The 26,142-nt window shown below is 62.7% G+C and carries 22 protein-coding genes; 21 read left to right on the top strand and 1 reads right to left on the bottom strand.

Annotated features, from left to right (window positions below; translation table 11 throughout):
* Positions 1-102: 102 nt before the first annotated feature.
* The 7 genes from Q8K08_RS19365 (at position 103) to Q8K08_RS19335 (ending at position 9,766) form a co-directional block, all read left to right on the top strand.
* Entirely contained in the window at positions 103-1,041 is a 939-nt protein-coding gene (locus Q8K08_RS19365) for an N-carbamoyl-D-amino-acid hydrolase (protein ID WP_304797854.1), read from the top strand.
* A gap of 13 nt (positions 1,042-1,054) precedes the next feature.
* Positions 1,055-2,509 carry a dihydropyrimidinase gene (gene hydA / locus Q8K08_RS19360; protein WP_305251374.1) on the top strand — a complete coding sequence of 485 codons (1,455 nt, stop codon included), beginning with the start codon at positions 1,055-1,057 and terminating at the stop codon, positions 2,507-2,509.
* 374 nt (positions 2,510-2,883) lie between these two features.
* Positions 2,884-4,983, top strand: coding sequence for a hydantoinase/oxoprolinase family protein (locus Q8K08_RS19355; RefSeq protein ID WP_305251371.1), 2,100 nt, complete (start codon positions 2,884-2,886; stop codon positions 4,981-4,983).
* Between the two features lie 4 nt (positions 4,984-4,987).
* The gene (locus Q8K08_RS19350; RefSeq protein WP_305251369.1) at positions 4,988-6,763 is read left to right on the top strand and encodes a hydantoinase B/oxoprolinase family protein; all 1,776 of its coding nucleotides are present in this window, start codon (positions 4,988-4,990) and stop codon (positions 6,761-6,763) included.
* 23 nt (positions 6,764-6,786) lie between these two features.
* Positions 6,787-7,710: a LysR family transcriptional regulator gene (locus Q8K08_RS19345; protein WP_305251368.1), complete on the top strand. Its 924-nt coding sequence runs from the start codon at positions 6,787-6,789 to the stop codon at positions 7,708-7,710.
* Between the two features lie 22 nt (positions 7,711-7,732).
* Positions 7,733-8,914 carry a hypothetical protein gene (locus Q8K08_RS19340; protein WP_304797868.1) on the top strand — a complete coding sequence of 394 codons (1,182 nt, stop codon included), beginning with the start codon at positions 7,733-7,735 and terminating at the stop codon, positions 8,912-8,914.
* 27 nt (positions 8,915-8,941) lie between these two features.
* Positions 8,942-9,766, top strand: a complete 825-nt coding sequence (locus Q8K08_RS19335) for a MaoC family dehydratase N-terminal domain-containing protein (RefSeq protein ID WP_305251365.1) — start codon at positions 8,942-8,944, stop codon at positions 9,764-9,766.
* Here Q8K08_RS19335 and Q8K08_RS19330 read toward each other — a convergent pair.
* Complete coding sequence (locus tag Q8K08_RS19330) at positions 9,763-10,725, bottom strand: helix-turn-helix domain-containing protein (RefSeq protein ID WP_304797872.1); 963 nt, start codon at positions 10,723-10,725, stop codon at positions 9,763-9,765. The genes Q8K08_RS19335 and Q8K08_RS19330 overlap by 4 nt on opposite strands.
* A gap of 322 nt (positions 10,726-11,047) precedes the next feature.
* Between Q8K08_RS19330 and Q8K08_RS19325 the strand changes: the two genes are divergently transcribed.
* From Q8K08_RS19325 to Q8K08_RS19260, 14 genes are all read left to right on the top strand, one after another.
* Positions 11,048-12,802, top strand: coding sequence for a hydantoinase B/oxoprolinase family protein (locus Q8K08_RS19325; RefSeq protein ID WP_305251363.1), 1,755 nt, complete (start codon positions 11,048-11,050; stop codon positions 12,800-12,802).
* A 116-nt stretch (positions 12,803-12,918) separates the two neighbouring features.
* Positions 12,919-14,997, top strand: coding sequence for a hydantoinase/oxoprolinase family protein (locus Q8K08_RS19320; RefSeq protein ID WP_305251362.1), 2,079 nt, complete (start codon positions 12,919-12,921; stop codon positions 14,995-14,997).
* A gap of 62 nt (positions 14,998-15,059) precedes the next feature.
* A complete protein-coding gene (locus Q8K08_RS19315; RefSeq protein ID WP_305251360.1) occupies positions 15,060-15,779 on the top strand; it encodes a LamB/YcsF family protein in 720 nt (239 codons plus the stop codon).
* 41 nt (positions 15,780-15,820) lie between these two features.
* On the top strand, positions 15,821-16,057 hold the full coding sequence (locus Q8K08_RS19310) for an acetyl-CoA carboxylase (protein WP_304797958.1): 237 nt from the start codon (positions 15,821-15,823) through the stop codon (positions 16,055-16,057).
* 2 nt (positions 16,058-16,059) lie between these two features.
* Complete coding sequence (locus tag Q8K08_RS19305; RefSeq protein ID WP_305251358.1) at positions 16,060-17,442, top strand: acetyl-CoA carboxylase biotin carboxylase subunit; 1,383 nt, start codon at positions 16,060-16,062, stop codon at positions 17,440-17,442.
* On the top strand, positions 17,439-18,314 hold the full coding sequence (locus Q8K08_RS19300; RefSeq protein WP_305251356.1) for an allophanate hydrolase subunit 1: 876 nt from the start codon (positions 17,439-17,441) through the stop codon (positions 18,312-18,314). The genes Q8K08_RS19305 and Q8K08_RS19300 overlap by 4 nt, the downstream gene beginning before the upstream one ends.
* Positions 18,304-19,272, top strand: a complete 969-nt coding sequence (locus tag Q8K08_RS19295) for a biotin-dependent carboxyltransferase family protein (RefSeq protein ID WP_304797953.1) — start codon at positions 18,304-18,306, stop codon at positions 19,270-19,272. Before Q8K08_RS19300 ends, Q8K08_RS19295 begins: the two co-directional genes overlap by 11 nt.
* A gap of 67 nt (positions 19,273-19,339) precedes the next feature.
* Entirely contained in the window at positions 19,340-20,572 is a 1,233-nt protein-coding gene (locus tag Q8K08_RS19290; RefSeq protein ID WP_304797950.1) for a PotD/PotF family extracellular solute-binding protein, read from the top strand.
* Positions 20,569-21,552, top strand: coding sequence for a GntR family transcriptional regulator (locus Q8K08_RS19285; RefSeq protein ID WP_305251353.1), 984 nt, complete (start codon positions 20,569-20,571; stop codon positions 21,550-21,552). The genes Q8K08_RS19290 and Q8K08_RS19285 overlap by 4 nt, the downstream gene beginning before the upstream one ends.
* Positions 21,553-21,809: 257 nt before the next feature.
* Positions 21,810-22,886 carry an ABC transporter ATP-binding protein gene (locus tag Q8K08_RS19280; protein ID WP_304797946.1) on the top strand — a complete coding sequence of 359 codons (1,077 nt, stop codon included), beginning with the start codon at positions 21,810-21,812 and terminating at the stop codon, positions 22,884-22,886.
* Complete coding sequence (locus Q8K08_RS19275; protein WP_304797944.1) at positions 22,886-23,758, top strand: ABC transporter permease; 873 nt, start codon at positions 22,886-22,888, stop codon at positions 23,756-23,758. Before Q8K08_RS19280 ends, Q8K08_RS19275 begins: the two co-directional genes overlap by 1 nt.
* Positions 23,759-23,761: 3 nt before the next feature.
* Positions 23,762-24,613, top strand: coding sequence for an ABC transporter permease (locus Q8K08_RS19270; protein WP_305251350.1), 852 nt, complete (start codon positions 23,762-23,764; stop codon positions 24,611-24,613).
* The gene (locus Q8K08_RS19265) at positions 24,610-25,332 is read left to right on the top strand and encodes an SDR family NAD(P)-dependent oxidoreductase (RefSeq protein WP_304797940.1); all 723 of its coding nucleotides are present in this window, start codon (positions 24,610-24,612) and stop codon (positions 25,330-25,332) included. Before Q8K08_RS19270 ends, Q8K08_RS19265 begins: the two co-directional genes overlap by 4 nt.
* Positions 25,329-26,084, top strand: a complete 756-nt coding sequence (locus Q8K08_RS19260) for an SDR family NAD(P)-dependent oxidoreductase (RefSeq protein ID WP_304797938.1) — start codon at positions 25,329-25,331, stop codon at positions 26,082-26,084. The genes Q8K08_RS19265 and Q8K08_RS19260 overlap by 4 nt, the downstream gene beginning before the upstream one ends.
* The last annotated feature ends 58 nt before the right edge of the window (positions 26,085-26,142 follow it).

Genomic DNA, 26,142 nt, shown 5'->3' with positions numbered 1-26,142 from the left:
CCGCCCCGATGTGCGGGGCCTTGTTCTGTGGGCGAAATGGGGCAGAGTTGAAAAAAGTCCGCCGGGGGCCTTGCACCCTGCCCTCCCAAGAAAGGCCCTAGCATGTCCCGTTTCCTGATTACAGCCGCCGCCCAGATGGGCCCGATTTCCCGGTCGGAAACCCGCAAGCACACCGTGCGCCGCCTGATCGAGATGATGCGCGAGGCCCGTGGCCGGGGCGCGGAACTGGTGGTGTTCACCGAACTGGCGCTGACCACCTTTTTCCCGCGCTGGATGATCGAGGACGAAGCGGAACTCGACAGTTTCTATGAAAGCGCCATGCCTTCCGCCGACACGCAGCCCCTGTTTGACGAGGCGCGGCGATTGGGGATGGGGTTCAACCTTGGTTATGCCGAACTGGTGGTCGAAAACGGGGTGAAACGGCGGTTCAACACCTCGATCCTGGTGAATTCCAAGGGCGAGATCATCGGCAAATACCGAAAGGTCCACCTCCCCGGCCATGACGAACCACAGCCCGGACGGGCGTTCCAACATCTGGAAAAGCGGTATTTCGAACCCGGCGATCTGGGCTTTGGGGTGTTTCGCGGCTTTGGTGGCGTGATGGGCATGGCGATCTGCAATGACCGCCGCTGGCCGGAAACCTATCGCGTCATGGGCTTGCAGGGCGTCGATATGGTGATGCTTGGCTATAACACGCCCTTTGACCATACAGGCGACGAGGCGGTGAACAGTCTGACGCTGTTTCACAACCACCTGTCGATGCAGGCGGGGGCTTACCAGAACGCGACATGGGTGGTCGGCTGCGCCAAATGCGGCACCGAAGAAGGCTCGCGCATGGGCGGGCAAAGCGTCATCATCGCGCCTTCGGGCGAGATCGTGGCACAGGCGGTCACCGTGCAGGACGAGGTCATCACCGCCAAATGCGATCTGGATATGGGCCGCATCTACAAGGAAACTATCTTCAACTTTGCCCGCCATCGGCGCCCGGAACATTACGGGCTGATCGTGGAACGCACGGGCGCCATCCTTCCCCCCGAATGACAGGAGATTTGCGATGACCACCGTGATCAAGGGCGGCACCATTGTCACCGCCGACCGCAGCTATGACGCCGATGTGCTGATCGAGGGCGGGCGCATCACCGCCATTGGCGAGGCGCTGTCGGGGGATACGGTGATCGACGCGACGGGGGCCTATGTGATGCCGGGCGGGATTGATCCGCACACGCATCTGGAAATGCCTTTCATGGGCACCAGCACCGCCGAGACATGGGAAAGCGGCACCTTTGCCGCGGCCTCGGGCGGCACGACACTGGTGATCGATCACATCATCTCTGACCCGGATGAACTGCTCACCCCGCTGGATTTGTGGAACGCGCGCGCTGCGCGGCAGGCCAGCATCGACTACGGCTTTCATATGTCGATCACCGGCTGGTCGGAACGGGTGTTCGACCAGATGGAAACCGTGGTGGCGCGCGGGGTCAACACGTTCAAGCATTTCATGGCCTACAAGGGCGCGTTGATGGTCAATGACGACGAAATGTTCGCGTCCTTTACCCGCTGTGCCGGGCTGGGGGCCATTCCCTTTGTCCATGCCGAAAACGGCGATCTGATTGCCGGATTGCAGCAAAAGCTGATGGCCGAGGGCAATTCCGGCCCCGAGGCGCATGCCTATTCCCGCCCGCCCGAGGTCGAGGGCGAGGCGACAAACCGCGCGATCATGATTGCCGATGCGGTGGGGGTGCCGGTCTATATCGTACACACCAGTTCGGAGGAGGCGCATGAGGCCATCCGCCGCTGGCGCCAACGCGGCACGCGGGTCTGGGGCGAGCCGCTGATCCAGCATCTGATCCTTGATGAAAGCGTCTATGCCCATCCCGACTGGGATTTTGCCGCGCAACGGGTGATGAGCCCGCCGTTCCGGGACAAGAAACACCAAGACAGCCTCTGGGCAGGTCTGGCCGCCGGGTCCTTGCATGTGGTGGCCACCGATCACTGCGCCTTTACTACCGCGCAGAAACAGGCAGGCCGGGGGAATTTCACCAAGATCCCCAATGGCACCGGGGGGCTGGAGGACCGCTTGTCGCTGCTCTGGACGCATGGGGTGATGACGGGCCGAATCACGATGAATGAATTTGTGGCCGTCACCTCGACCAATATCGCGCAAATCCTGAACATCTATCCGCGCAAGGGGGCGGTGATGGTGGGGGCCGATGCCGACATCGTGGTGTTCGACCCCAAGGCCAGCCGCACCATCCGCGCCGTCGATCAGAAATCCATCATCGATTACAATGTGTTCGAGGGCTATGAGGTGACGGGCATGCCGCGATACACCCTGTCGCGCGGCGATGTGGTCTGGGGGCCGGGGGCGGTGCAGCCGCAACCGGGCCGGGGTCGGCACATCGACCGACCGGCCTTCCCCGCAACGTCGCAGGCGCTGACCACCTGGCGCGCCCTGACCGCCCCGCGCCCTGTTGCGCGCTCCGAGGCGATGATGCCGATCGGCGTTTGACCCGATCCGACACGACAGACACAGGGCGCATCCTGCCGGGTGCGCCCTGTTGTGTAGCGCCCAAGTGTGCATGGATTTTGTACACCAGCGCACAACTTTTGGAAAATCAGATAGCTTTGAAACGGATAGCTTGGCGCACTATCAGCCTGTTTCGGCATATCTTGCAGTGAAAACCCCTTATTTCCAGTAACTTCATCGCGTCATCGTTGTTCTGATCCGGGGCGCCGGACGATGCCCCGAAAAGACGGTATGCAAAAATCCCTTTGTCAGACCCGCGATCCATGCCCCATGCTATCGGTCAAGCTCAACCGCGCGTCAGCCCTGCCCTTCCGGGACACAGGTCGCCGCGCCAGTGACACACAGAGGGCAGCAAGATGATCAGGGTCGGGGTCGACGTCGGGGGAACCTTTACGGATCTGGTGCTGGAACGTGTGGACAGCGCCGGTCAGCAAAAGGTGTTTACGCACAAGGTCTCGTCCACGGTGGCGGATCAATCCGTGGGCGTGGTGCAGGGCGTGGTCGAACTCTGCGCCATTGCGGGCGTGCAACCGGGCCAGATCGACGCGCTGTTCCACGGCACGACCGTGGCCACCAACATCGTGATCGAACGCAACGGGGCCGAGGTTGGGATGATCACCTCGCAAGGGTTCCGCGACATCCTGCACATGGGCCGTCACAAGCGCCCGCACAACTTTTCATTGCAATTCGATGTGCCGTGGCAAAGCGCCCCTCTCATCAAGCGCCGCAACCGGATTGCGGTTGCCGAACGGCTGATGCCGCCCGACGGTCGGGTGGACACGCTGCTTGATGTGGATGCGGTCGAGCGCGCCGCCGAACTCTTTGCCCAACGCGGGCTGGAGGCGGTGGTGATCGGCTTTCTCTATTCCTTTGTGAACAATGACCATGAATTGCGCGCCAAGGAGATCGTGCGCCGCGTTATGCCCGATGCCTTTGTCTGCGCTTCCAGCGAAGTGGTGAACACCATCCGCGAATATGAACGCTTTTCCACGGCGGCGATGAACGCCTATATCGGCCCGCGCACCGCCCGCTATCTGGACAACCTGCAACGGCGCTTGCGCGAGGCAGGCGTCACCGCCTTTGTCCGCATCATGCAATCCAACGGCGGCGTGACGACGGTGGAACAGGCCTGTCGCAACCCGGTGGGGCTGTTGCTGTCGGGGCCTGCGGGGGGCGTGATCGGCGGGCGCTGGACCGGCGAGGCCTGCCAGCAGCGCGACATCATCACCATCGACATCGGCGGCACCTCGGCCGATATCAGCGTGATCCGCGATGGCGATCTGACCATCAAGAACCCGCGCGACACCGAGGTGGCCCATATGCCGGTTCTGGTGCCGATGATCGACATCGACGCCATCGGCGCGGGCGGCGGGTCCATTGCGTATATCGACAGCGGCGGCGCGTTCCGGGTCGGTCCGCGCTCGGCCGGGGCGGAACCGGGACCGGCGTGCTATGGCAAGGGCGGCACCCTGCCCACGGTCACCGATGCGCAGGTCGTGCTTGGGCGGCTTGACGCCGAACATTTCCTTGGCGGCGGGCTGAAGATCGACCCTGCCCTGTCGGAAACCGCGATCCGCACCCATCTGGCTGAACCTTTGGGCCTGTCGGTCAAGGATGCGGCGCTGGGGGTCTTGAAGATCATCAACAACACCATGGCGCTGGCGATTGCATCAAATTCCGTCGCACGCGGGATTGATCCGCGCAACTACAGCCTGATGGCCTTTGGCGGCGCCGGGCCGCTGCATGGCGTGGCATTGGGCGAGATCATTGCGGTCAAGAACGTGATCTCGCCGCTGCATCCGGGCATCACGGCGGCCATGGGACTTTTGGTGACGGAACCGCGCTATGAATATACGCAATCGTCGCTTACCATCCTGCAATCGGCCACGCCCGAGGCGCTGGCGGGGCTGAACGCCGCCTATGACCGCCTGCGCGCCGAAGCCACGGCCCAGCTTGCCGCCGATGGCATCGCGCCTGACGGGCAGATTTTCACCCGCATCGCGGAATGTCGCTATGTGGGTCAGGGGTTCGAATTGCGGGTTGAGGTGCCGGACGGCCCGATCACGGCAGAATCTGCCCAAGACATCGCGCGCCGCTTCTTTGCGGTGCATCGCACCGAATACGGCCATGCCTTCGAGGATCAGGCGGTGCAGATCGTTACCTTGCGGGTCATCGGATCGTCCCGGTCCGAGACCCTGCGCCTGCCGCCTTTGGAAAAAGGCGGGCGGCGCAACCCGTCCGAGGCGGCGCTTTATGCCCGCGCCACCACCTTTGACGATGGTGCCACGATCCAGACCACCCGCTTCGACCGCATGAAGCTGCGCGCCGAGGATGTGGTCACAGGGCCTGCGGTGATCGTGCAGCAAAATTCCACCACCATCGTGCCGCCCGGTTATCAGGCGCGCGTGATGAAACTGGGCGATCTGGTGATCGACCGCACCCATCAGGAGATCTGAGGCCATGACAAAGACCATTGATCCGATCACCCTGCAAGTCATCGGCGGCGCGCTGCATGCCATCGCCGAACAGATGGGCAACGTGCTGTATCGCATGTCCTATTCGTCGATCATCCGCGAAAGTCAGGATCTCGGCGCGGGTCTGTTCGATCTGGATTACAACACGCTGTGCGAGTCGGATTCGACACCGATGCACATCGGGTCCATCCCCGGCTATCTGCGCGGGATCGAACAGAGCCTGCCCAAGGAGTCGTGGCGCGAAGGCGATGTGGTGATCCACAACCACCCCTATTTTGGCGCCAGCCATTCGCCCGACATCGGCATCGTCATGCCGATCTTTTACCATGGCGAACTGGTGGGCTTTTCCGCCAATACCGCGCATCATCTGGACATTGGCGCCGCCACCCCCGGCCTGATCATCGACGTGCCGGATGTCTTTGCCGAAGGCATGTTGCTGAACGGCCTGAAACTGGTCGAGTCGGGGCGGCGCAACGACACGCTGTGGCGCTATATCAGCGGCAATACAAGGGTGCCGGGTCTGGTGATGCGCGACCTTGAGGCGCAGATCGCTGCCGCCGAACTGGGCGTGCGCCGCTATTGCGAATTGATGGACACCTATGGCCGCGACACTGTGGAACAGGCGTCGCGTCAGTTGATGGATTATTCCGAAATGATGCTGCGGCGCGAAATTGCCAAGATCCCGGATGGCGATTACTTTGCCGAAGGGTTCATGGATGATGACGGCCGCACCCGCGGCAAGCGCCTGCCGATCAAGGTCACCGTCCGCGTGCGCGGCGATGATGTCGAGGTGGACCTGACCGGATCGTCGCCGCAGGTGCCGACCGCCTTCAACGTGCCGTTCGAGGGCTCGACCAAGGTGGCGTGCTACTTTGCTTTTCGCGCGCTGCTGCTGGATACCTATACCCACCCCGAATACATTCCGCAAAACGAAGGCAGCTTTCGCCCGGTCAAGGTCACGGCGCCCCTTGGGTCGATCTTCAACCCGATTGCGCCCGCGTCCTGCGAGGCGCGGTTCAACCAGATTCAGCGCGTGGTCGACCTTATCATCAAGGCGCTGGCCCCGGTCCTGCCCGACAAATGCACCGCCGGAAACGCGGCCTGCCTGTCCTTTGCAAGCTATTCCGGTCTGCGCCCTTCGGGGGAGTATTGGGTGCTGATCGAGGTGAACGAGGCCGCGATGGGCGGGCGCCCCAGATCGGACGGGCCGGACACGATCGAGGAGTTGATGCGCAACACCCGCAACAACCCGCTGGAAGATCTGGGGATGCATCTGCCCATGGTCTGCGACCGCTATGAAATCCGCGACGATGTGTTCCCCGGCGCGGGAGAGTTTCGCGGCGGAATGGGGGTGGTCAAATCCCAACGCTTCCTGACCCCCGGTTTCATGACCCACGAGTCCGACCGCAACGAAGATGTGCCATGGGGCATCTTTGGCGGGCATGAGGGGGCGACGGCGGCGGTGCGCATCCACAACGCCAATGGCACGGATGAACCGCGCGACGTGGACGCAAAATTCTCGGGGATGCGGGCGGAATTGAACGATGTGGTCACCTATCTGTCGCCTTGTGGCGGGGGCTATGGCGATCCGCTGAACCGCGACCCGAAAAAGGTGCTGGACGATCTGCTGGACGGCTACATCACCCCGGACCACGCTCGTACGGTCTATGGGGTTGTGTTCCAGCCCACGACCGATGGCTACGGCTGGGGTCTGGACATGGCCGCCACCACCGATCTGCGCGCCAGCCTGCGCGTCGCCTAACGCAAGGGGGAAAGACACGCAGCATGGAGTTTCTGGACCTCCAGTATTTCGTCAGTATTGCCGATACTGGCAGCTTTACGAAATCAGCCCTGCAAAACAACGTGGCGCAATCCGCGCTCAGCCGCCGGGTGCGTGATCTGGAAACCGAGATGGGCAATGCCCTGTTTTACCGCAACGGGCGCGGGGTGGTGCTGACCGAGGCGGGGGAAACCTTTCTGACGCGGGCGCGCGGTATCTTGGCCGAGGTCGAGGCCCTGCGTCAGGACATGCGCCAAAGTACGGGGGCGCTGGATGGCACGGTCAAGCTTGCCGTGCCGCCCTCGGTCGGGTTGATCCTGCTGGCCCCGCTTTTGTCGCAGATCCGTATCGATTATCCCCAGATCCGAATGAAGGTGCTGGAGGGCTTTTCCGGCCATGTGGCGGATTGGCTGTCGGCGGGCAAGGTCGATCTTGCGGTGCTTTACAAGACGAAATCTTCGGCGCTGCTGGATGCCGAGCATCTTCTGTTCGAGGATCTATATCTGATTTCGGGCGCGCAGGCCCCGGTCTTGGGCGATGGTGGCGCGGTCAGCCTTGCGCAGATCGCGCCAGAGGAACTGGTCTTGCCCGGTCTGCCGCACGGGTTGCGGGTCTTGGTGGATTCCGCCAGTGCGCAGGCGCAAGTGCCGCTCAACATCGCGATGGAGTTGGAAACGCTGCCCACCATCTGCGATCTGGCGGCCACCGGCACCATCCGCACCATCCTGCCGCTGACGGCGGTGCAGGCCGGATTGAAGGCGGGCAAGCTGGTGGCGCAAAAGATCGACCAACCTGCGATCAGCCGGGAATTGATCCTGGCCCATGCCCCCCACCGCGCGGCAGCTCCGGCGACCAAGGCCGTGGTGCGTCTGATCCGTAGCCATATTGCAGAGCTTGTCCGTTCCGGCCTTTGGGTCGGGCGGATTTAATCATTCTCAAAGGGACACCATCATGAGCGACGTCTTTCCGACCCTGTTCTCGCCCGTCACACTTGGGCCGCTGACCCTGCGCAACCGGATTGCCATGGCCCCGCTGACCCGCCAGATGGCAGAGCCAGATGGCACGCCCACAGACGAGATGGCCGCCTATTACGCGCGGCGCGCGCGGGGGGGGCTTGGGCTGATCATCACCGAAGGCACCTATGAGCAAGAGGCGTTCCAGTCCCGCGCCTATCTTTCGCAACCGGGCATCGCCACGGCGCGCCATGTGGCGGGCTGGGCAAAGGTGTGTGATGCGGTGCATGACAATGGCGCCAAGATCATCATCCAGCTGATGCATGGCGGGCGGGTCTGCGATCCGCGCACGCTGAACGGGCAACCGGGCGTCAGCGCGTCCGACACCCAAAGCGGGGGCTGGACGCTTTACACCGACAACGATTACGAAAAGCAGATCCGCAACATCAAGGGCGACTGGCCGCTTGTGACCTTTCCGCCCGCCCGCGCCTTGACGGTCGAGGAAATCCACGCGGTTGCAGATGGTTTTGCCGACGGCGCACGCCGCGCCATCGAGGCCGGGGCCGACGGGGTCGAGGTGCATGGCGCCAACGGCTACCTGCTGTGGCAGTTCATCACGCCCAAAACCAATCTGCGCACGGACGACTTCGGCGGGTCGGCAGAAAACAACACCCGCTTTGCCCGGCTGATCGGGGAAAAGATCCGCGCGGCCATCGGGCCGGACAAGCTGATCGTGCTGCGCCTGTCGCAGGACGGCGTGGATGATTTCACCGGGGCTTGGCCGGGCGGCACCGACTATGCCCGCGCGGTGGGCGAGGCACTGAAAGGCTCGGCCTATGACGCGCTGCATTGGGCCAGTTTCAACTATCTCGACAACCGCGACCCGAACGACCCCACGCCGATGCCGACGGTCCTGAAACAGGCTTCTGGCCTGCCAGTCATCACCAATGGCGGCATCGCGGACGGCCCGCAATCCGAGGCGGCGCTGACCTCGGGGGCGGCGGATATGGTGGCCATAGGGCGGCCGCTGTTTGCCCAACCGGACTGGCCCTATATCGTGCGCTCGGGTGTGGACTATCCTTGGCTGCCGTTTGATCGCAAATATGTGGTGCAACCGCCGCTGGATCTTGGCCTTGCCTATCCGATGGGTCTGGTGGACCCTGAATGGCCCTTGCCCTGACGGCACGGCCCCACAGGACGCAAGTAGATGACAGAATACGCAGACTGGATGCAGCGCAGCATCACCCGGCAGGATGTGGTCAGCGATCGGCTGATCGGCCAGATGCAATCCACCCTGCCCGATCATCTGGCACCGGGTCCGGTGCCGCTGGGGCTGTTCTGGACCTTGGCCCCCGATGCGCTGACGTCCGACCGTCTGGGGCGTGACGGCCATCCCCGCCAAGGCATCTTTCTGCCGGAACTGCCCCTGCCCCGCCGGATGTGGGCGGGGGGGGAAATCCGGTTTCACGGGGATCTGACCCCCGGCGACGTGGTAACAAAAACCAGCCGGATCGCGTCGATCGTGCCAAAGTCAGGCTCCACCGGGGATCTGATCTTTGTGACGATGCAGCATGACTATGCGGTGGGCGGCCAAAGCGTGATCGACGAACGGCAGGATCTGGTCTATCGTGCCGACCCCGCGCCGGGGCAGGCTGTCCCCGCCTACCCGCCCGCGCCAGACCTTGGCCCGGCGATTGCCCGCCGCGCGCTGCACAGCGACCCGGTGCTGCTGTTTCGCTTTTCCGCCCTGACCTTCAACGGCCACCGCATCCATTATGACGCGGATTACGCCCGCCAGACCGAAGGCTATGACGGGCTGGTGGTGCATGGCCCGTTGCAGGCGATGGTGATGCTGAACATGGCGGCGCAAGTGCTGGGCCGAACTCCGGCGCGGTTTACCTATCGGGGGCTTTCGCCGCTGATTGCTGGTCAGCCCGCTGTGATCGAGGCGCGCCAGAACGGCACCGACCTTGTGTTGCGGGTTGTTAAACCCGGAGGCCCTGTCACCATGAGCGCGAGCGCATCCGCCTAATCGCCCGCGGCCCTGACCAGCGCCTCGGCCCGGAACCCGCTGGGGGTCTGGCCGAATTTTGCCTTGAACAGACGCGAAAACTGCGCCTGATCGGAAAAGCCGAAGCGGTAGGCCACATCCGACATCGGGCCGGGATTTGGCATCAAGAGCAGATCACGCGCCGCCAGAAGGCGCTGTTCGCGGATGAATTGCGACACGGTGCAGTTCACATCGGAAAACAACTCGTGCAAATAGCGTTTGGAAATGCCACAGCCCTCGGCCACGGTTTCGGGCGACAGTGTGCCTTGGGCCAGATTGCGACGGATCACCTCCTCTGCGCGGCGTCGATGGGCCGCGCGCACCGAAGACCCGGCGCCCTGTTCAATATCCGCGCCGCGGTCCAGCGCCAGCGCCAGAAGCTCGATCAGATGCCGCCCCAGAACCCGCCCGCTGGCCGGGTCCTCGGCCCCGGTGCGCTGCACCTGCTGGGCCATGGTGGTGAACAGGCTGCCGATGCCCTCGCGGCCGTTGATGACATGGGCGCAAAACAGATCAGGATTGCGCAGCCGTTCCGCAAGCAGGGGCTTGTCGATTTTCAGCACGCACAGGTCATTGGCCGCGCCATAGGAAAACCTATACGGCTCGTCCCCGCGCTCCAGAATGAACCCGCCGGGATCACAGCGCACCTCGCGCCCCAACTGCCGAAACTCGACCGGGGACTGGCGCGGGATGGTTATCAGATACTGTTCTTCGGACGCGGCGGCGATGTGGTGGCGGTGGCGTTCATATTGCACGGCTTCGGTCCGCAGGCGCGACAAGGACACATCGCCCGCATCCTTCATGTCCAGCGTGCCCTGAAAACTGGCCGCGTTGCGAAAGGTCAGGTCCAGTGGGAAATAGGCACGCGCAATCACCGCATTCCAATGGTCGGCACGCGCCGATGCGGGAAGACTGTCTGTGCTGTGCGACCGAATGTTCACGTGCGTCCTCCGCTGTGGGGCAAAGGGTTCCTGCGCCATTGGGTGCGCTTCCACGTCATAAGTCAATTCCCGCAAGCGCCCTGCATAGCAGAAATCCACCGCCTTTACCGTGCGGTGCCCGATCTGCAGACCGTTGCGCGCTCTGTGACAAACGCTTGTGCGCCCGCAGACAAGACGCGCGCCGCAATCAACGGCAGGCTTGGCCCATAAAGAAACAAAAAGGCCGGGATTCGGTACGTTCAGGGAGCCTGCACATCCCCTCGCCCAAGGGCGGGGCCCTCCCTGTCTTGCCAAAGGCCCGATCCCCGAACCGGAGGTTGGCATGGCCAAACGCAACGTCGATCCGATTACGCTGTCCGTGGTGCGCGGAGTGCTGGAAACCACACAGCGCGAGATGACCCTCGCGCTGGAACAGACCGCCAGAAGCTCGGTCTTCAACCTTGCGCATGACTATTCCACCGCGCTGTTCAACGCGACGCCGGAAATGATCCTGCAAGGACAGGATATTCCCATTCACCTTGGCTCGCTGATTCCAGCGATGAAATCGGTGGCCGGGTATTTCGAGGGCGACATCCACGACGGCGACCTGATCTTGCACAACGATCCCACCTATGGCGGCAGCCATATCATCGACACCTGCATGTATATGCCGGTGTTCTACGAGGGCGAGCTGGTGTTCTGGACGGTGTGCAAGGGCCACCTGACCGACATCGGCGGGCCAGTGCCTGCGGGCTACAACCCCAATGCGACCGAAATCTATGCCGAAGGCCTGCGCATCCCGCCCGTCAAGATCTGGGACAAGGGCAAGCCGCGCAATGATGTGCTCAACCTTTTGCTCATCAACATGCGCGCGCGCCGCGACCAAGAAGGCGATTTCAACGCGCTGATCGGTGCCTGTCAGGTGGGCGCGCGCAATCTCAAGCGGTTGATGGACAAATACGGCAAGGCCTTGGTGCAGGAGTGCATTGCCGAACTCCTCGACATGGCCGAGGCGCATATGCGCGGCCTGATCGCCGAGGTCCCGGATGGCACCTATACCGGCACCGCCATTCTGGAAGATGCGGGCCACGGCTATGGCGATTTCGAAATCACCGCCACCGTGACGATCAAGGGCGACGGCTGTCACATCGCCATCCAGTCGCCGCCGCAGATCCCGTATTTCATCAACAGCTATGAGGGCAACAGCCATTCCGGCGTCTATCTGGGGCTGATGATGTTCGCGCAATTGCCGCCCCCCTACAACGAAGGGCTGTATCGATGTGTCAGCACCGACATGGGGCCAAAGGGCACCTTGTGCAATGCAAAGGCCCCTGCCCCGCATATGAACTGCACCACGACGCCGATGGAAACGCTTACCGATGCGGTGCGGCTGGCCTTTGAACAAGCGGCCCCGCACAAGGTCTCGGCAAGTTGGGGCCATGCCAATGGCTGCAACATCGCCGGATGGGACAAGCGCCACGACGAGGAATATGTCACCATGGTGCTGGCCTCGATCATCTCGGGCGCCGGGGCCACCGCGCAGGCCGACGGCTGGCATGCGGTCGGGCCGGAATGTTGTTTTGGCGCGCTGACCAGCGGAGACATCGAAATGCTGGAACACAGCTACCCTATCATCATCCACCGCTATGGGCTGATGGAGGATTCAGGCGGCGCGGGCAAGCATCGCGGCGGCTCCGGCACCTGTTGGGAGGTGGAACCACTGGACACGCCGATGACGCTCATCACCTTTGGCGAAGGCCGCCGGATCCCCGCCATGGGGGCGGCGGGCGCAAAATCCGACTGGATCGAGAAAAAGGTCGGGCGGCTGGAAATCACCCGCAACGGCGAAACCCAGATCATCACCGACAATGTGATCGAGACCATCCAACCAGGCGAACGCGCCGCCAACAAGAACCCCGGCGGCGGCGGCTATGGCCCGGCCTTTGCGCGCGAGGTGCAAAAGGTGGTCGAGGATGTCCGCAACGGGCTGGTCAGCCTAGAAGGCGCGCGGCGCGACTATGGCGTCGTCATCACCGACCGCAGCAGCCTGAACGTCGATCATGCGGCAACGGACGCGCTGCGGCGGGCGGGCACCTGACCTGCCATTGGCGCATCTGTTCACGACTTTCCTCGGGCGACTTGCGGGGCAGACAACCCCCGCCGTTCCGCCACATCGCCGCCTGACGGGCGGGCGCACTCAAAAGGATACACCCCATGCAACACAAATACCGTCTGGGAATTGATGCCGGCGGCACCTTCACCGATTTCATCCTTGCCGACCGTTCGGGCGACCTGCGCATCTTCAAGGCGCTGTCCACACCGCAAGACCCGACGCAGGCCATCCGCAACGGTCTGGCGCTGATCGAGGAAGAAACCGGCATCACCGCCACGGAGATCGTCTCCAACGCCGACCTGTGCATCAACGGCACCACGGTGGGCCTCAATGCGCTGATCCAGCACAAGGGGGCGCGCACCGGGCTGATCGCCACAAAGGGACATGAGGACAGTATCGAAATCCGTCTGGGCCATAAGGAAGACGGCTATCGCTACGACCCGGAATATCCGCCCGCGCGGATGCTGGTGCCGCGCTATCTGCGCTGTCCGGTGCGCGAGAGGGTAGTGTCCACCGGGGCGGTGCATACGCCTTTGCACGAAGAAGATGTCCGCGCCGCCTGCGAACATTTCCTGCGCGAAGGCGTGGAATCGGTGGCGATTTCCTTTGTCTGGTCGGTGCTGCACCCCGAACACGAGTTGCGCGCCGCCGAAATCGTGCGCGAGATGATGCCCGGCGTGCGCCTGACCGTCGGCAGCCAGCTTTACCCGCAGGTGCGCGAATACACCCGCACCTCGACCGCCATCGTCAACGCCTATCTGGCCCCGATCCTCTCGGCCTATGTCGAGGCGGTGGACGGCTATTTCCGGTCCTTGGGCGCGCGCAACCCGGTGCGCTATTTCCAGTCGAACGGCGGGCTGGCGCTTGGCTCGGTGGTGTCGGACCAGTCGGTCTATGCCATCAACTCCGGCCCCGCCTCCGCCCCACAGGCAGCACTTTATATCGGCGAGCCATGGGACCTGAAGAACATTATCACCGTAGACATGGGGGGCACCTCGTTTGACATCACGCTGACCCGCGACGGGCGCGCGAATGTGTCAAAGAACATCGACTTTCTGCGCTATCGCATTGGGATTCCTATGATTCAGGTCGAAACGCTTGGCGCGGGCGGCGGGTCGATCGGGTGGATCGACTCGATGGGGCTGTTGCAGATGGGGCCACAATCGGCCGGGTCCGAACCGGGTCCGGCCTGTTACGATCAGGGCGGCGAGCGGCCGACCACGACGGATGCGAACCTTGTGCTGGGCTATCTCAACCACGATGGTCTGGTGGGCGGGCGTCTGCCGCTGAACGTCGAACAGGCCCGCAAGGCGATCACGGCCGATCTGGGCCACCCCCTTGGGTTGAGCACGGAACAGGCCGCTTACGGCATGTTCACCATCGTGAACAACAACATGGTCAACGCCATCCGCCGCGTGTCGGTCGAACGCGGCTATGACCCACGCGATTTCGTGCTGAACTGTGCAGGTGGGGCGACGGGCGCGCATATCACGGCGCTGGCGCGGGAAATGGGCATCCGCCGGGTGCTGGTGTCGAAACTTGCCTCGGGCCTGTGCGCCTATGGCCAGATCATCTCGGACGTCAAATACAACTACATGGCCCCCGCCCCGGTGCGTCTGGAGGGGGCAGATGCCGCCGCCAAGCTGGACGGTCTGTTCAACGGGCTGGAGGACAGGGGTCGCCGCGATCTGGCCGAAGACGGCTTTGGCCCCGACCGCATCTCGATCCGCCGCTCGCTCGACATGCGCTATGTCGGTCAGGTCCATGAATGCACCGTCGATGTCGATCCCTTCGCGCTGGACGCGGCGGCGCTGGAAAAGCTCAAGACGGCCTTCCATGCCCGTCACGAAGAACTCTATACCTATTCTGAACCCGGCAGCGTAGTCGAAGTGGTCAATGTCGAAAGCGCAATCTGGGGACGTGTGGACCGTCCCAAGCGAATTTCTGTTGAAAAGGGCAAAGGGGCCGACCATGCTCTGGCCGGGACACGCGCGATGATCTTTACCGCCGACGGGGAGTCGCGGGAAACGCCGGTCTATACGGGCGCAAAACTTGGTGCGGGCGACCAGATCATCGGTCCTGCCGTGATCGAGGAAGTGACGACAACGGTGGTGATCGAACCGGACTGGACGGCAGAACTGCACGAGTCTGGCGTCTATGTTCTGGATTACAAAGGCTAAGCCACGGACGTTTCATGTGGGGTCGTCACAGGCGCCCCCACCCAAAGTCAGGAGAAACAGGTGTGACGATCATCAATTGCGACATGGGCGAAGGCTTTGGCCTTTATCACATCGGCGATGACAAGGGGCTGATGCCGCTGATCGACGTGGCCAATGTGGCCTGCGGCTTTCATGCGTCCGATTTCAACCACATGCGCAAGACGGTGCACCTTGCCAAACAGCACGGGGTCAAGGTGGGCGCGCATCCGTCGCTGCCCGATCTGCAAGGCTTTGGCCGGCGCGAGATGAAGATCGGGCGCGAGGAATTGCTCAATTGCCTGATCTATCAGATTGGCGCGCTCAAGGGCTTTCTGGACGCTGAAGGCATGGTGTTGAACCATATAAAACCGCATGGCTCGCTCTATGGCATGGCCGCGCGGATGGAGGACATCGCCCATGCGGTGGCCGATGCTGCCGACATCTTCAGGGTGCCGCTGTTTGGCATGGCAGGCACGCTGCATGAACAGGTCTATACCGCGCGGGGACACATTTTTGTGTCTGAATTCTATGCCGACCTTGATTACAATGACCAAGGCGGGCTTATCATCACCCGCGAACATGCCGCAACCGACCCCGCGGCGGCGTCTACCGCTTGCCTGCGCGCGATTTCGGATGGGGTGGTGCGGTCGGTGGGCGGGGTTGACGTGCCGGTGCGCGCCGACGCGATCTGCGTGCATTCCGATACGCCGAATGCGGTGGCGGTGGCGCAGGCGGTGCGCGATGCGGTGCGCCCCCGCGCCTGATTCGACCAGACAAACAAGAACCGACCAACAGGAACAAGACCATGGCCAAACAGATCCTCTCTCCGCTTCCCGGCACCTTCTACCGCAAACCCAGCCCCGATCAGCCGGCCTTCAAATCGGTTGGCGACGCGGTGGCGGTGGGCGATGTGATCGGGCTGATCGAGGTGATGAAATCCTTCAACGAGGTGGTGGCCGATCAGGCCGGCATCATCACCGGCTTTCCCACCGATGACGAAGAACCCGTGATGGCGGGCCAGCCGCTTGTCGAGTTGGAGTGACGATGCTCATCCGCAAACTTCTGATCGCTAACCGGGGCGAAATCGCCGTGCGGATCATCCGCGCGGCAAAGGAACTGGGCATCCGCACCGTGCAGGTCCACAGCGCCGCCGATGCCGACAGTCTGGCCGTGCGCATGGCGGATGAGGCGGTGAACATCGGCCCGCCCTCGGCTGCGAAATCCTATCTGAACATCCCCGCGATTTTGCAGGCCGCAGCCAGCACCGGGGCCGATGCCGTGCATCCCGGCTACGGCTTTCTGGCCGAAAACGCCGATTTTGCCGATGCGGTGGTGGCGGCGGGCATGGTCTGGGTCGGGCCTTCGGGCGATGCGATCCGGGTCATGGGCGACAAGGTGGCCGCGCGCATCGCCGCTGAAAGCGCGGGCGTGCCGGTTGTGCCAGGGTCGGATGGGCGGATCGACGATCTGGCACAGGCGCGGGCCGTGGCGCTGGCCATCGGCTTTCCGGTGATGATCAAGGCCGCGGCGGGCGGTGGCGGGCGGGGCATCCGCATCGCGCATGACATGGCCGAATTCGACCGCCTGATGCCGCAAGCCAGCGCCGAGGCCAAGGCCGCCTTTGGCGATGGTGGGCTGTATATGGAAAAGGTCATTGAACGCGCCCGCCACATCGAGGTGCAGATTCTGGGCGATGGCGCACGGGCCGTGCATTTCTTCGAACGCGAATGTTCCTTGCAGCGTCGCCGGCAAAAGGTCTGGGAGGAAGCGCCCTCGGCCACCCTGCCCCAGCCCATGCGCGAAAAACTCTGCGCCTCTGCCGTCGCCTTGGCCGAGGCGGTGGGCTATCGCGGGGCGGGAACCTTGGAATATCTCTATGACGATGCCACGGGGCATTTCTATTTCATCGAGATGAACACCAGGATTCAGGTCGAACATCCGGTGACGGAAATGATCACCGGCGTCGATCTGGTGCGCGAGATGTTGCGCATCGCAGGCGGCGCGCCGCTGCGCTACCGGCAGGAGGACATCTCCCTCAAGGGCCATGCGATCGAGGTGCGGATATGCGCCGAAGACCCCGCGCGCAATTTCCAGCCCGGTCCCGGCACGATCGAAGCGCTGACCGTGCCGGGCGGCGCGGGCGTGCGCTTCGATACGATGCTGTATCAGGGCTATACCGTGCCGCCGTTTTACGATTCCCTTCTGGGCAAGCTGATCGTCTGGGACGAAGACCGCGCCTCGGCCATCACCCGGATGCAGCGCGCGCTGGAGGAATTGCACATCACCGGCCTGCCCACCACAAAACCGCTGCACCAATTGCTGGCCCGCGACCGGCAGGTGGCAGTGGCCGATTTTCACACCCGCTGGCTGGAGCCGTGGCTGCAAGAGAACGCACATCGTCTTGGGACTGAGGAGACAACGGAATGAAGACCAGATACTCCTTTGGGGGGGATGAACACATCTTTGTCGAATGTGACGAGGAAATGTCGCTTGAGGCGTTCTTCAAGGGCATGTCGATCACCAACGCGCTACGCGAGGCAAAGATCAAGGGCGTGACCGAAATCTGCCCGGCCAATGCGTCCTTTCAGGTGCGCTTTGACCCCGACGTGATCGCGCCCGACGACATGATGCGCGAGCTCAAGGCGCTGGAGGCGGCGGCCCAGTCCGCGCCCTCGACGCTGGACACGCGCATCATCGAGGTGCCGGTGCTCTATAACGACCCGTGGACGCACGAGACGCTGATGCGGTTTCGCGAACGCCATCAGGACCCGACCTCGACCGACATCGAATATACGGCCCGGATCAACAATCTTGACGGCGTCGATGGCTTTGTCAAAGCCCATTCCGGCGCGCCGTGGTTCGTGTCGATGGTGGGGTTCGTCGCGGGTCTGCCGTTCCTGTATCAGATGGTGGACCGTGCGCGGCAGATCCAGTCGCCGAAATACCTGCGCCCACGCACCGATACGCCGCGCCTGACCGTGGGGCATGGTGGCTGCTTTGCCTGCATCTATTCGGTGCGCGGTGCGGGCGGGTATCAGATGTTCGGCATCACGCCGATGCCGATCTATGACCCGGCGCAGACCACGCCCTATCTGCAGGATTTCATGTGCCTGTTCAAACCGGGGGACATCGTGAAATGGAAACCCATCGACCGCGCCGAATATGATCATACGGTCGCCGAGGTCGATGCCGGGCGCTGGATGCCGCGCATTGCCCCCGTGCGCTTTTCGCTGGCAGAGTTCCAGAAGGATATCGACGGCACCAATGCTCGTGTGATGGAGGCTCTCAATGGCCATTAACGTGCTCAAACCCGGCCTGTCGACCACGGTGCAGGATCTGGGTCGTCCGGGATATTACCACATCGGGATTCCGCAATCTGGGGGCATGGACAGCTTGTCGCTGGCCGCCGCAAACCTGCTGGTCGGCAACCCCGCCGGGGCTGCGGTGCTGGAGGCGGTGTTCATGGGGCCGGAATTGGAATTCACCGCCGATGCGGTGGTGGCCGTCACTGGGGCCGACATGCCGCCAAAGGTCGATGGCGCGGAACAGGCGGGCTGGACCTCTTTTGGGGTGAAAAAGGGGCAGGTTCTGTCCTTCGGCTTTCTCAAGTCGGGGGCGCGGGCTTATATCGCGGTCTCGGGCGGCATCGACGTGCCGGTGGTTCTGGGCTCGCGCTCGACCTATACGCTGGGCGCGCTGGGCGGACATGAGGGGCGCAAGCTGATGGCGGGGGATGTTCTGCCGGTCGGGACTGGCAGCGGCACGGCTGGCCGCACGGTCCCAGAGACCCTGCGGCGCAAGCCCGGCGCACCTGCCGAATTGCGGATGTTGCCGGGGCTGTACTGGCACCGCATCACCGAAGCGGCGGGCGCGCAATTCTTTGACGACACCTGGAAAGTCGCGCCAGAGGCCGACCGCATCGGATACCGGTTCAAGGCCGGCACGCCGCTGGAATTCGTGCCACGCGACCAACCCTTTGGCGCGGGGTCGGACCCGTCGAACATCGTCGATGCCTGCTATCCCTATGGCTCGGTGCAGGTGCCGGGGGGGACCGAACCCATCGTGCTGCACCGCGATGCGGTGTCGGGGGGCGGGTATTTCATGGTAGGCACGGTGGTATCGGCCGATATGGACCTGATCGGCCAATTGCAACCACACACACCGACGCGCTTCGTCAAGGTGACGATGGAACAGGCGCTGGCCGCGCGCAAGGACCGGGCGGCGGTGCTGGCCGCCATCGAGTCGAGCCTGAGCTGACCGCGACACAAGACACGATCCGCGCGGGCGGCTCCATCGCCCGCGCCCTGTTGAAAGACCCGTGACCATGGACAATGTTTCGCCCGCCACCCTGACTGCCCCGCCCGTCGTTCTTCGGCGACGTCTGCGCGTGCGCGGCACCTCGATCACGCTGCTGGACCCGGTGCGGATGCGGGCCGCCGCCGATCTGGGATTCGATGTCGATTTCGAATTGCTGGAGTTTCCGATCTGCCAAAGCCGGGCCGCGATGGACCCCGAAGGCTATGACGTCTACGAGCAATGCTTTCACAACCTTGATATCGTCTGGTTCTGGGGCGCATTGCAGCCCATCGACATCAGCCGCATCCGCGATTGGGGCAACATCAGCGCGCTGGCCAAGGAAGGCGGCGTCAGCAAATACGCGTGGCGCGGCCACGGCGACGCACCGGTCAAGAAACTGTATGTGCAACCGGGCGGGTTTCTGGGCCCCAAGCCCACACGGCAGATCTCGATGCTGCCCACGGTTCACAACATGGACAGTTTCGGCTTTGACGCGCGGGTGTTCGGCACCGGGCCGGATGTGCGGCCAAGCTGGTCGTGGCTGCTGGACCGGCGCGCCAAGGGCCGGATCGCGCTGGTGGACGAACCGGCCATCGGCCTGTTTGATGCAGCCCTTGCCGCCGAAGCCTCGGGCGAGCTGGAATTTGCCGATATCGGCAACATGACCATCGAGGAGATCAATGCGCTGATGGCGCTGCTGGAGGATCGCCGGGCGCAGGGCTATTTCTGCGGCGCGTGGCGCGACGGCGAGGCGGCGGCAAACCTGATCCGCAACGGGTCGGTTGCGGTGCAAAGCATGTGGTCGCCGGTCTATGGCAAACTGGGCGCGGGCTTTGGACATTTCGTCGAATCCGCCCCGATCGAGGGCTACCGCGCCTGGCATGGCGGGGCCAGCCTGTCGCGGCATCTGCGCGGCGCGGGGCTGGACATGGCCTATGAATACCTGAACTGGTGGCTATCGGGATTTGCGGGCGCGGTCATGGCGCGTCAGGGTTATTACATCTCGAACCCAGAGCCGATAAAGGCGCATCTGACGCCCGAGGAATGGGCCTATTGGTATGACGGGGCCGCAGCCCGGCACGACCTAGCCGGCCCCGATGGCGATACGGTGGTCAAGGCGGGCGCCCGCCGTGCGGGTGGTCCCTATCACGAGCGCAGCCGACGGATCGCCATCTGGAACACCGTCATGGATGAATACAACTATGCCACACGGGCATGGGACCGCTTTATCGGGCGCGTCCGCGAGGGGGTGGCCGCATGATCCGTTCGGCCAATCCCCTTGCGCAAGAACCGCGCTATGAGCTGATTACCCGCGTTTTGCGCAGCAATATCCGCAGCGGCACCATACCCGAAGGCTTTGTGCTGCTGGAAGGCCCGATTGCCGCCGTGATGCAGACCAGCCGCGTGCCGGTGCAATCGGCGCTGCGGCAATTGCTGGATGAAAACCTGATCCACCGTTTTGACGGGCGCGGCTATCTGGTGGGCAGCGGGGCGCAACCCGTGGTGCCGCTGCGCCGCGATATCCGCGACCTGCCGCTGGACATCCCAGCCGAGGTGGATGAGGCGCTGCAAACCCGCGGCACATGGCGCCATGTCTATGATCAGGTCGAGGAAGAGGTCGCCTCGTGCCAGATCTTTGGCGAATTCCGCATCGTTGAAACCGAATTGGCCGACTATCTGGGCGTCAGCCGCACCGTGGTGCGCGACGTGCTGGCCCGGTTGCAGGAACGTGGCCTGATTCGCAAAAGCGCCAGTTCGCACTGGATCGCCGGGCCACTGACCGCCCGCACCGTGAGCGAGAAATTCCAGCTGCGTAGCATCGTCGAGCCTGCGGCCTTGCGACTGGCCGCGCCGCATATCCGTTATGCCGATGTCGAGACCGTGCTGGACCGGATCGGCAAGGATCCGGCGATTTCGTCGGAATATCTGGGCGACGCGCTGCTTGAACTTTGTATCGCGCAGGCACCGAACACGACCCTCGTCGAAATGATCCGCAGCAATGGCCTGCTGCTCTCGGCGGTGGATCGGGCGCTGATCGGCCTTGGCCTGCCCCGCGACGAGACCACGATCGAGCAATATCACACACTGTTCGACCTGATTGCCCGCCATCCCATTGATTCTGCGGCAGAATACCTGCGAGACCACCTGTCTATCGTGGCCCGCCGTTATCTGGCGCGGATGAAGATTGTCGCCGTTATCAGTGAAACCGGCTCTTTCTCCCCCTACCTTAGTCCGGTCTAAAATGAACATCGAATTGTAAGTCCATTTTTTTACTCGACGAAGCTTTGGCGTCGGCTGGATAATTGTGCGTATTTTTGCTTTCATTGCCCATATGCGAGCAATATCGAAACTTTTTTAACGGTTGACAGGTTATTAAAACCGTTATTTCATACGATATACAGTTTTTATGTTTCGACCGCTGCGCCACGATGGGACAAGGCGGATGACCAGAACTAGGGCAGCCTGCTCCGGCGGCTGGCCTTTACGCAGACGAGGTGATGGTGGAAACGGCAGTCTTTCGACTTGAGGGGGTGACAAAGCGCTACGGCGATCTTGTTGCGCTGGACAACGCCACCCTGTCGGCGGGCGAGAACGAGTATATCTCGTTCCTCGGGCCGTCAGGGTCGGGCAAAACCACGCTCTTGCGCGTCATTGCCGGGTTCGAACAACCCGAACAGGGCCGGGTATATTTTCAGGGTCGCGACATCACCAACACGCCCGCGCATGAACGCGGAATCGGGTTCGTGTTTCAGAACTTCGCCCTGTTCCCCCACCTGACCGTGATCCAGAATATCGGCTTTGGCCTGACGCATGGCAAACACGGGCTGAGTGCGGCCGAGATCGACCGCCGCAGCCGCGAGATGATTGATCTGGTTGGCCTTTCGGGAATGGAAGACCGGGGCGTGGACCAGATTTCGGGCGGCCAGCGTCAGCGCGTGGCGCTTGCCCGCACCCTCACCATGCAGCCAAAGCTTGTCTTGCTGGACGAACCTCTGGGCGCGCTGGATGCCAACCTGCGTGGCCGGATGCGCAACGAATTGCGCGCCATCCGCGAACGGCTTGGCGTGACCTTTGTGCATGTGACGGGCAGCGAGAACGAAGCCCTTGCCATGGGCGACCGCGTGGTCGTGCTGGACCGGGGGCGCATCATCCAGAGCGGCACGTCGGACCAGATCTATGACACGCCAGCCTCGCCCGATGTGGCGCATTTCCTGAACCGTTTCAACATGTTCGACGGCACCTTGTCGGGCAACCAATTCAGCGGCGTCTTTGGCACTGCGCCTGTGTCGCGCGCATCGCGCGCCGACCGAGATGTCTATGCCATCCGCTATGACCGGATGCGGGTGCTGCCCGTTTCGGCAACACCCGACGGCCCGGCGGTCAAGGCGACCTTCATCGCCGCAGAATACCTTGGGTCGTCGATCATGAACTTCTTTGAGGCCAGCGACGGGCATGTGATCGAGATGGAACACCATCTCAGCCTTGGTGCCCCCGACAGCTATGAACCCCGGCAGGACTACCTGCTGACGTGGAACCCCGAACAGGCCATCGTCTTTGGCCGCGAGGCAGCGTGATGTCCGATACCCTCACCATCGAAAAGCGCCAGAACGCCACCACCCGGTTGCTGCTGGCCCCCGGCATCATCTGGATGTGCCTCTTCCTCGTGGCCCCGATCCTTATGATCGTCTATGTGTCCTTCTGGACCCAGACCACCTTTACCATCTCGCCGGAACCGACGCTGGCAAGCTGGAAACAGTTCTTTGGCTCGGCCACCTATACCGGGTCGCTCTGGACCACGATTCGTATCTGGCTGATCGTGCTGACCACCACATTTCTGGTTGGCTACCCCACGGCGCTCTTTGTCGGATTGCTGATCAAAAGCAAGACCTTGTCCACCATTCTTCTGGTGATCTGCGTCATCCCATTCTGGACATCCTTCCTGATCCGCGTGCTGGCCTGGCGGCCCATGCTGGGCAAAGAGGGAGCGGTGAACATCGTCTTGATGAAATTGGGCATCATTCGTGAACCGATCGAGGTTCTGCTGTTTACCGAATTGTCCGTCATCATCGGCATGACACAGATATACTGCGTGTTCATGGTGGGCCCCATCGCCTTCATGCTGGCCCGCATTGACCGCAACATCATCGAGGCCGCGCGCGACCTTGGGGCCGGGTTTGGCCGCATCTTCTGGAAGATCATCTTTCCGCTGTCGCTGCCCGGTGTCGTCGTAGGGTCGATCTTTGTCTCTGTGATGGTTTTGGGTGAATTTGCTACCTCTGGCGCCTTGTCGGGCCGCAAGGTCAACCTGTTGGGCAATATCATCGTCACACAGGTCGGGTCGCTGAAATGGGCAATGGCCTCGGTGGTGGGGGTGATCCTGACTGTGGTCATCGGCATCGTGATTGCAGGCTTCCTACGCATCGTCGACCTGAAGCGGGAGCTGTAAGTCATGGAATCGCGTATCCTTAAACCTTTGCTTGGTTTCTACGTCGGCCTGTTTGTTCTGTTCCTCTATGGTCCCTTTGTGGTGCTGACGATCATCTCGTTCCAGCAAGGGCCAGAGGGCGGGCCGCAGTTTCCGATCATCGAATGGTCCACCTATTGGTATCGACATATCTTTGGCCTGACCCCGCCGTCGCGTATCGCGCCGCTTCCGGTGGGCGAGGCGTTAATGCGCTCGCTGATCCTTGCCTTCATGACCATGGTTGTCTCGACCGTTCTGGGCGTGATGTCGGCGCAGGCCTTTCGGCGCAAGTTCAAGGGGTCGACAGTCGTGTTCTACCTGATCGTGCTGGGCATGATGGTGCCGGGCGTTCTGACCGGGCTTGGCACCTCGCTTTTGGCCAATAACGTGATCGGGATTGAACGGCACTGGTATACCACCGCCTTTGCCACCCATGTCGCCTATACCTTCCCCTTTGCCTTCCTCGTGATGCTCGCCATCCTCAACCGCTTTGATGCAAGCGTGGAAGAGGCGGCCTGGTCGCTGGGCGTGGACCCTTGGACCACGTTCCGCAAGGTGACCTTTCCGCTGATCTTTCCGGGTGTCTTGTCGGCGATGCTCTTTGCCTTCACGCTGTCCTTGGATGAATTCCCGCGCACGCTCTTTGCCTCTGGTCGGGATCAGACCTTGCCGCTGGCGATCTACGGCACCTTCTCGGTGGAAATTCACCCCAATATCTTTGCCTTCGGGGTGCTGACCACGCTGTTCTCCTTTGCGCTGCTGTCAGTCTACGGGATCCTGATGGCGATGTCCGTGCGCCGCGCCAAGAAAGCCGCCATGCAGGAGGATATCGCATGAGCGTGGCAATCGTCACCGGGGCCGGATCGGGGATCGGGCGCGCCATTGCCGAACGTCTGGTGGCCGATGGCTACAAGGTTCTGGTCAATGACTTCCGCGCCGAAGCGGCGGCAGAGGTTGCGGCAGGCCTTGGCGCATCGGCCCACGGCATCGGCGGCGATGTGTCGGACGAATCCGATGTTGCTGCGATGGTGGCGGCAGCCGAGACGGCCTTTGGCCCGGTGACCCATCTGGTCAACAACGCGGGCCACGTGCATCAGGGCCGGTTTCTGGACCTGACGGTTGCTGACTTCGACAGGATGATCGCGGTCCATTTGCGCGGCAGCTTTCTGTGCACGCACGCCGTGCTGCGCGGGATGCTGGACCGGGGCGCGGGCGTGATCGTCAATGTCGCTTCGCAACTGGGTCAGATCGGCGGGGTGGAGCTGGTGCATTATTCCGCCGCCAAGGCCGGGATCATCGGCCTGACAAAGGCCCTGGCGCGTGAAGTGTCGGCGCAGGGCGTGCGCGTCAATGCGGTCGCCCCCGGCCCGATCAACACCCCCTTGGTGCGCAGCCTGTCCGAAGATTGGCAACGCGCCAAGGCCGCCACCCTGCCCTTGGGCCGTTTTGGCGAAGCTGAGGAAGTGGCCGCCACGGTGGCGTTTCTCTGCTCGCCCGCGGCGTCCTTGTTTGTGGGCCAGACGCTTGGCCCGAATTCCGGAGATGTGATGCTATGACCGACACCGTTCTCATCACTGGCGCAGGCATCGGCATTGGCCGCGCCGCCGCCCTGGCCTTTGCCCGCGACGGCCATCATATCGTCGTGACCGACGTGCTGGAAACCGAAGGCAACGCCGTTGTGGCCGAGATCATGGCCGCAGGTGGCAGCGCCGAATTCCACAAGCTGGACGTGCGCTCGACCGAAGCCGCCGATGCGCTGGTGGCACAGATCGAGGCCACGCGCGGCGGGATCGATGTGATCGTCGCCAATGCCGGGATCGCGCACAAGGTGCCCCTGCCCGCCCTGACGGATGAAAAATGGGACCACACCTTTGACATCGACCTCAAAGGCATCTTCCGCGTGATCCGCCCGGCCCTGCCCGGCATGAAGACGCGCAAGAAAGGCTCGATCATCGCGTTGTCCTCGATCATGGGCGTCGCCTATGGCTGGGACGAACATGTGCATTATTCCGCCGCCAAGGCCGGTGTCGTCGGTCTGGTGCGCGGCCTCGCGGTGGAGCTTGCCCGCGACGGCATCCGCGTCAACGGTGTGGCCCCAGGCTACATCCGTACCGCGCAACTTTTGTCCAAGGAAAACTCGCTTGGTCCCGAAGGGGCCGAAAAGGCGGGGGAATTCATTCCGATGGGGCGCATCGGCGAACCCGAAGACATCGCGGATGTGATCCAGTTCCTTGCATCCAACGCTGCCCGATACATGACCGGACAGGTCATTGTCGTCGACGGTGGACTACTCGTCGGGCGCTACTGACCCGGCGATAACAAGAAGACCAAGACAACAACCAACACGGCAATCAGGAGGTATCTGA

The sequence above is a fragment of the Pseudotabrizicola sp. genome (genome assembly GCF_030684215.1).
Lineage (GTDB): Bacteria > Pseudomonadota > Alphaproteobacteria > Rhodobacterales > Rhodobacteraceae > Pseudotabrizicola.
The sequence above is the reverse complement of the archived record's forward strand: the minus strand, read 5'-3'. Positions and strand labels throughout refer to the sequence as shown.

Coding starts and splice junctions, on each gene's coding strand:
- Q8K08_RS19365 (WP_304797854.1), top strand. CDS start 103: ATGTCCCGTTTCCTGATTACAGCCGCCGCCCAGATGGGCCCGATTTCC.
- hydA (WP_305251374.1), top strand. CDS start 1,055: ATGACCACCGTGATCAAGGGCGGCACCATTGTCACCGCCGACCGCAGC.
- Q8K08_RS19355 (WP_305251371.1), top strand. CDS start 2,884: ATGATCAGGGTCGGGGTCGACGTCGGGGGAACCTTTACGGATCTGGTG.
- Q8K08_RS19350 (WP_305251369.1), top strand. CDS start 4,988: ATGACAAAGACCATTGATCCGATCACCCTGCAAGTCATCGGCGGCGCG.
- Q8K08_RS19345 (WP_305251368.1), top strand. CDS start 6,787: ATGGAGTTTCTGGACCTCCAGTATTTCGTCAGTATTGCCGATACTGGC.
- Q8K08_RS19340 (WP_304797868.1), top strand. CDS start 7,733: ATGAGCGACGTCTTTCCGACCCTGTTCTCGCCCGTCACACTTGGGCCG.
- Q8K08_RS19335 (WP_305251365.1), top strand. CDS start 8,942: ATGACAGAATACGCAGACTGGATGCAGCGCAGCATCACCCGGCAGGAT.
- Q8K08_RS19325 (WP_305251363.1), top strand. CDS start 11,048: ATGGCCAAACGCAACGTCGATCCGATTACGCTGTCCGTGGTGCGCGGA.
- Q8K08_RS19320 (WP_305251362.1), top strand. CDS start 12,919: ATGCAACACAAATACCGTCTGGGAATTGATGCCGGCGGCACCTTCACC.
- Q8K08_RS19310 (WP_304797958.1), top strand. CDS start 15,821: ATGGCCAAACAGATCCTCTCTCCGCTTCCCGGCACCTTCTACCGCAAA.
- Q8K08_RS19305 (WP_305251358.1), top strand. CDS start 16,060: ATGCTCATCCGCAAACTTCTGATCGCTAACCGGGGCGAAATCGCCGTG.
- Q8K08_RS19300 (WP_305251356.1), top strand. CDS start 17,439: ATGAAGACCAGATACTCCTTTGGGGGGGATGAACACATCTTTGTCGAA.
- Q8K08_RS19295 (WP_304797953.1), top strand. CDS start 18,304: ATGGCCATTAACGTGCTCAAACCCGGCCTGTCGACCACGGTGCAGGAT.
- Q8K08_RS19290 (WP_304797950.1), top strand. CDS start 19,340: ATGGACAATGTTTCGCCCGCCACCCTGACTGCCCCGCCCGTCGTTCTT.
- Q8K08_RS19285 (WP_305251353.1), top strand. CDS start 20,569: ATGATCCGTTCGGCCAATCCCCTTGCGCAAGAACCGCGCTATGAGCTG.
- Q8K08_RS19280 (WP_304797946.1), top strand. CDS start 21,810: ATGGTGGAAACGGCAGTCTTTCGACTTGAGGGGGTGACAAAGCGCTAC.
- Q8K08_RS19275 (WP_304797944.1), top strand. CDS start 22,886: ATGTCCGATACCCTCACCATCGAAAAGCGCCAGAACGCCACCACCCGG.
- Q8K08_RS19270 (WP_305251350.1), top strand. CDS start 23,762: ATGGAATCGCGTATCCTTAAACCTTTGCTTGGTTTCTACGTCGGCCTG.
- Q8K08_RS19265 (WP_304797940.1), top strand. CDS start 24,610: ATGAGCGTGGCAATCGTCACCGGGGCCGGATCGGGGATCGGGCGCGCC.
- Q8K08_RS19260 (WP_304797938.1), top strand. CDS start 25,329: ATGACCGACACCGTTCTCATCACTGGCGCAGGCATCGGCATTGGCCGC.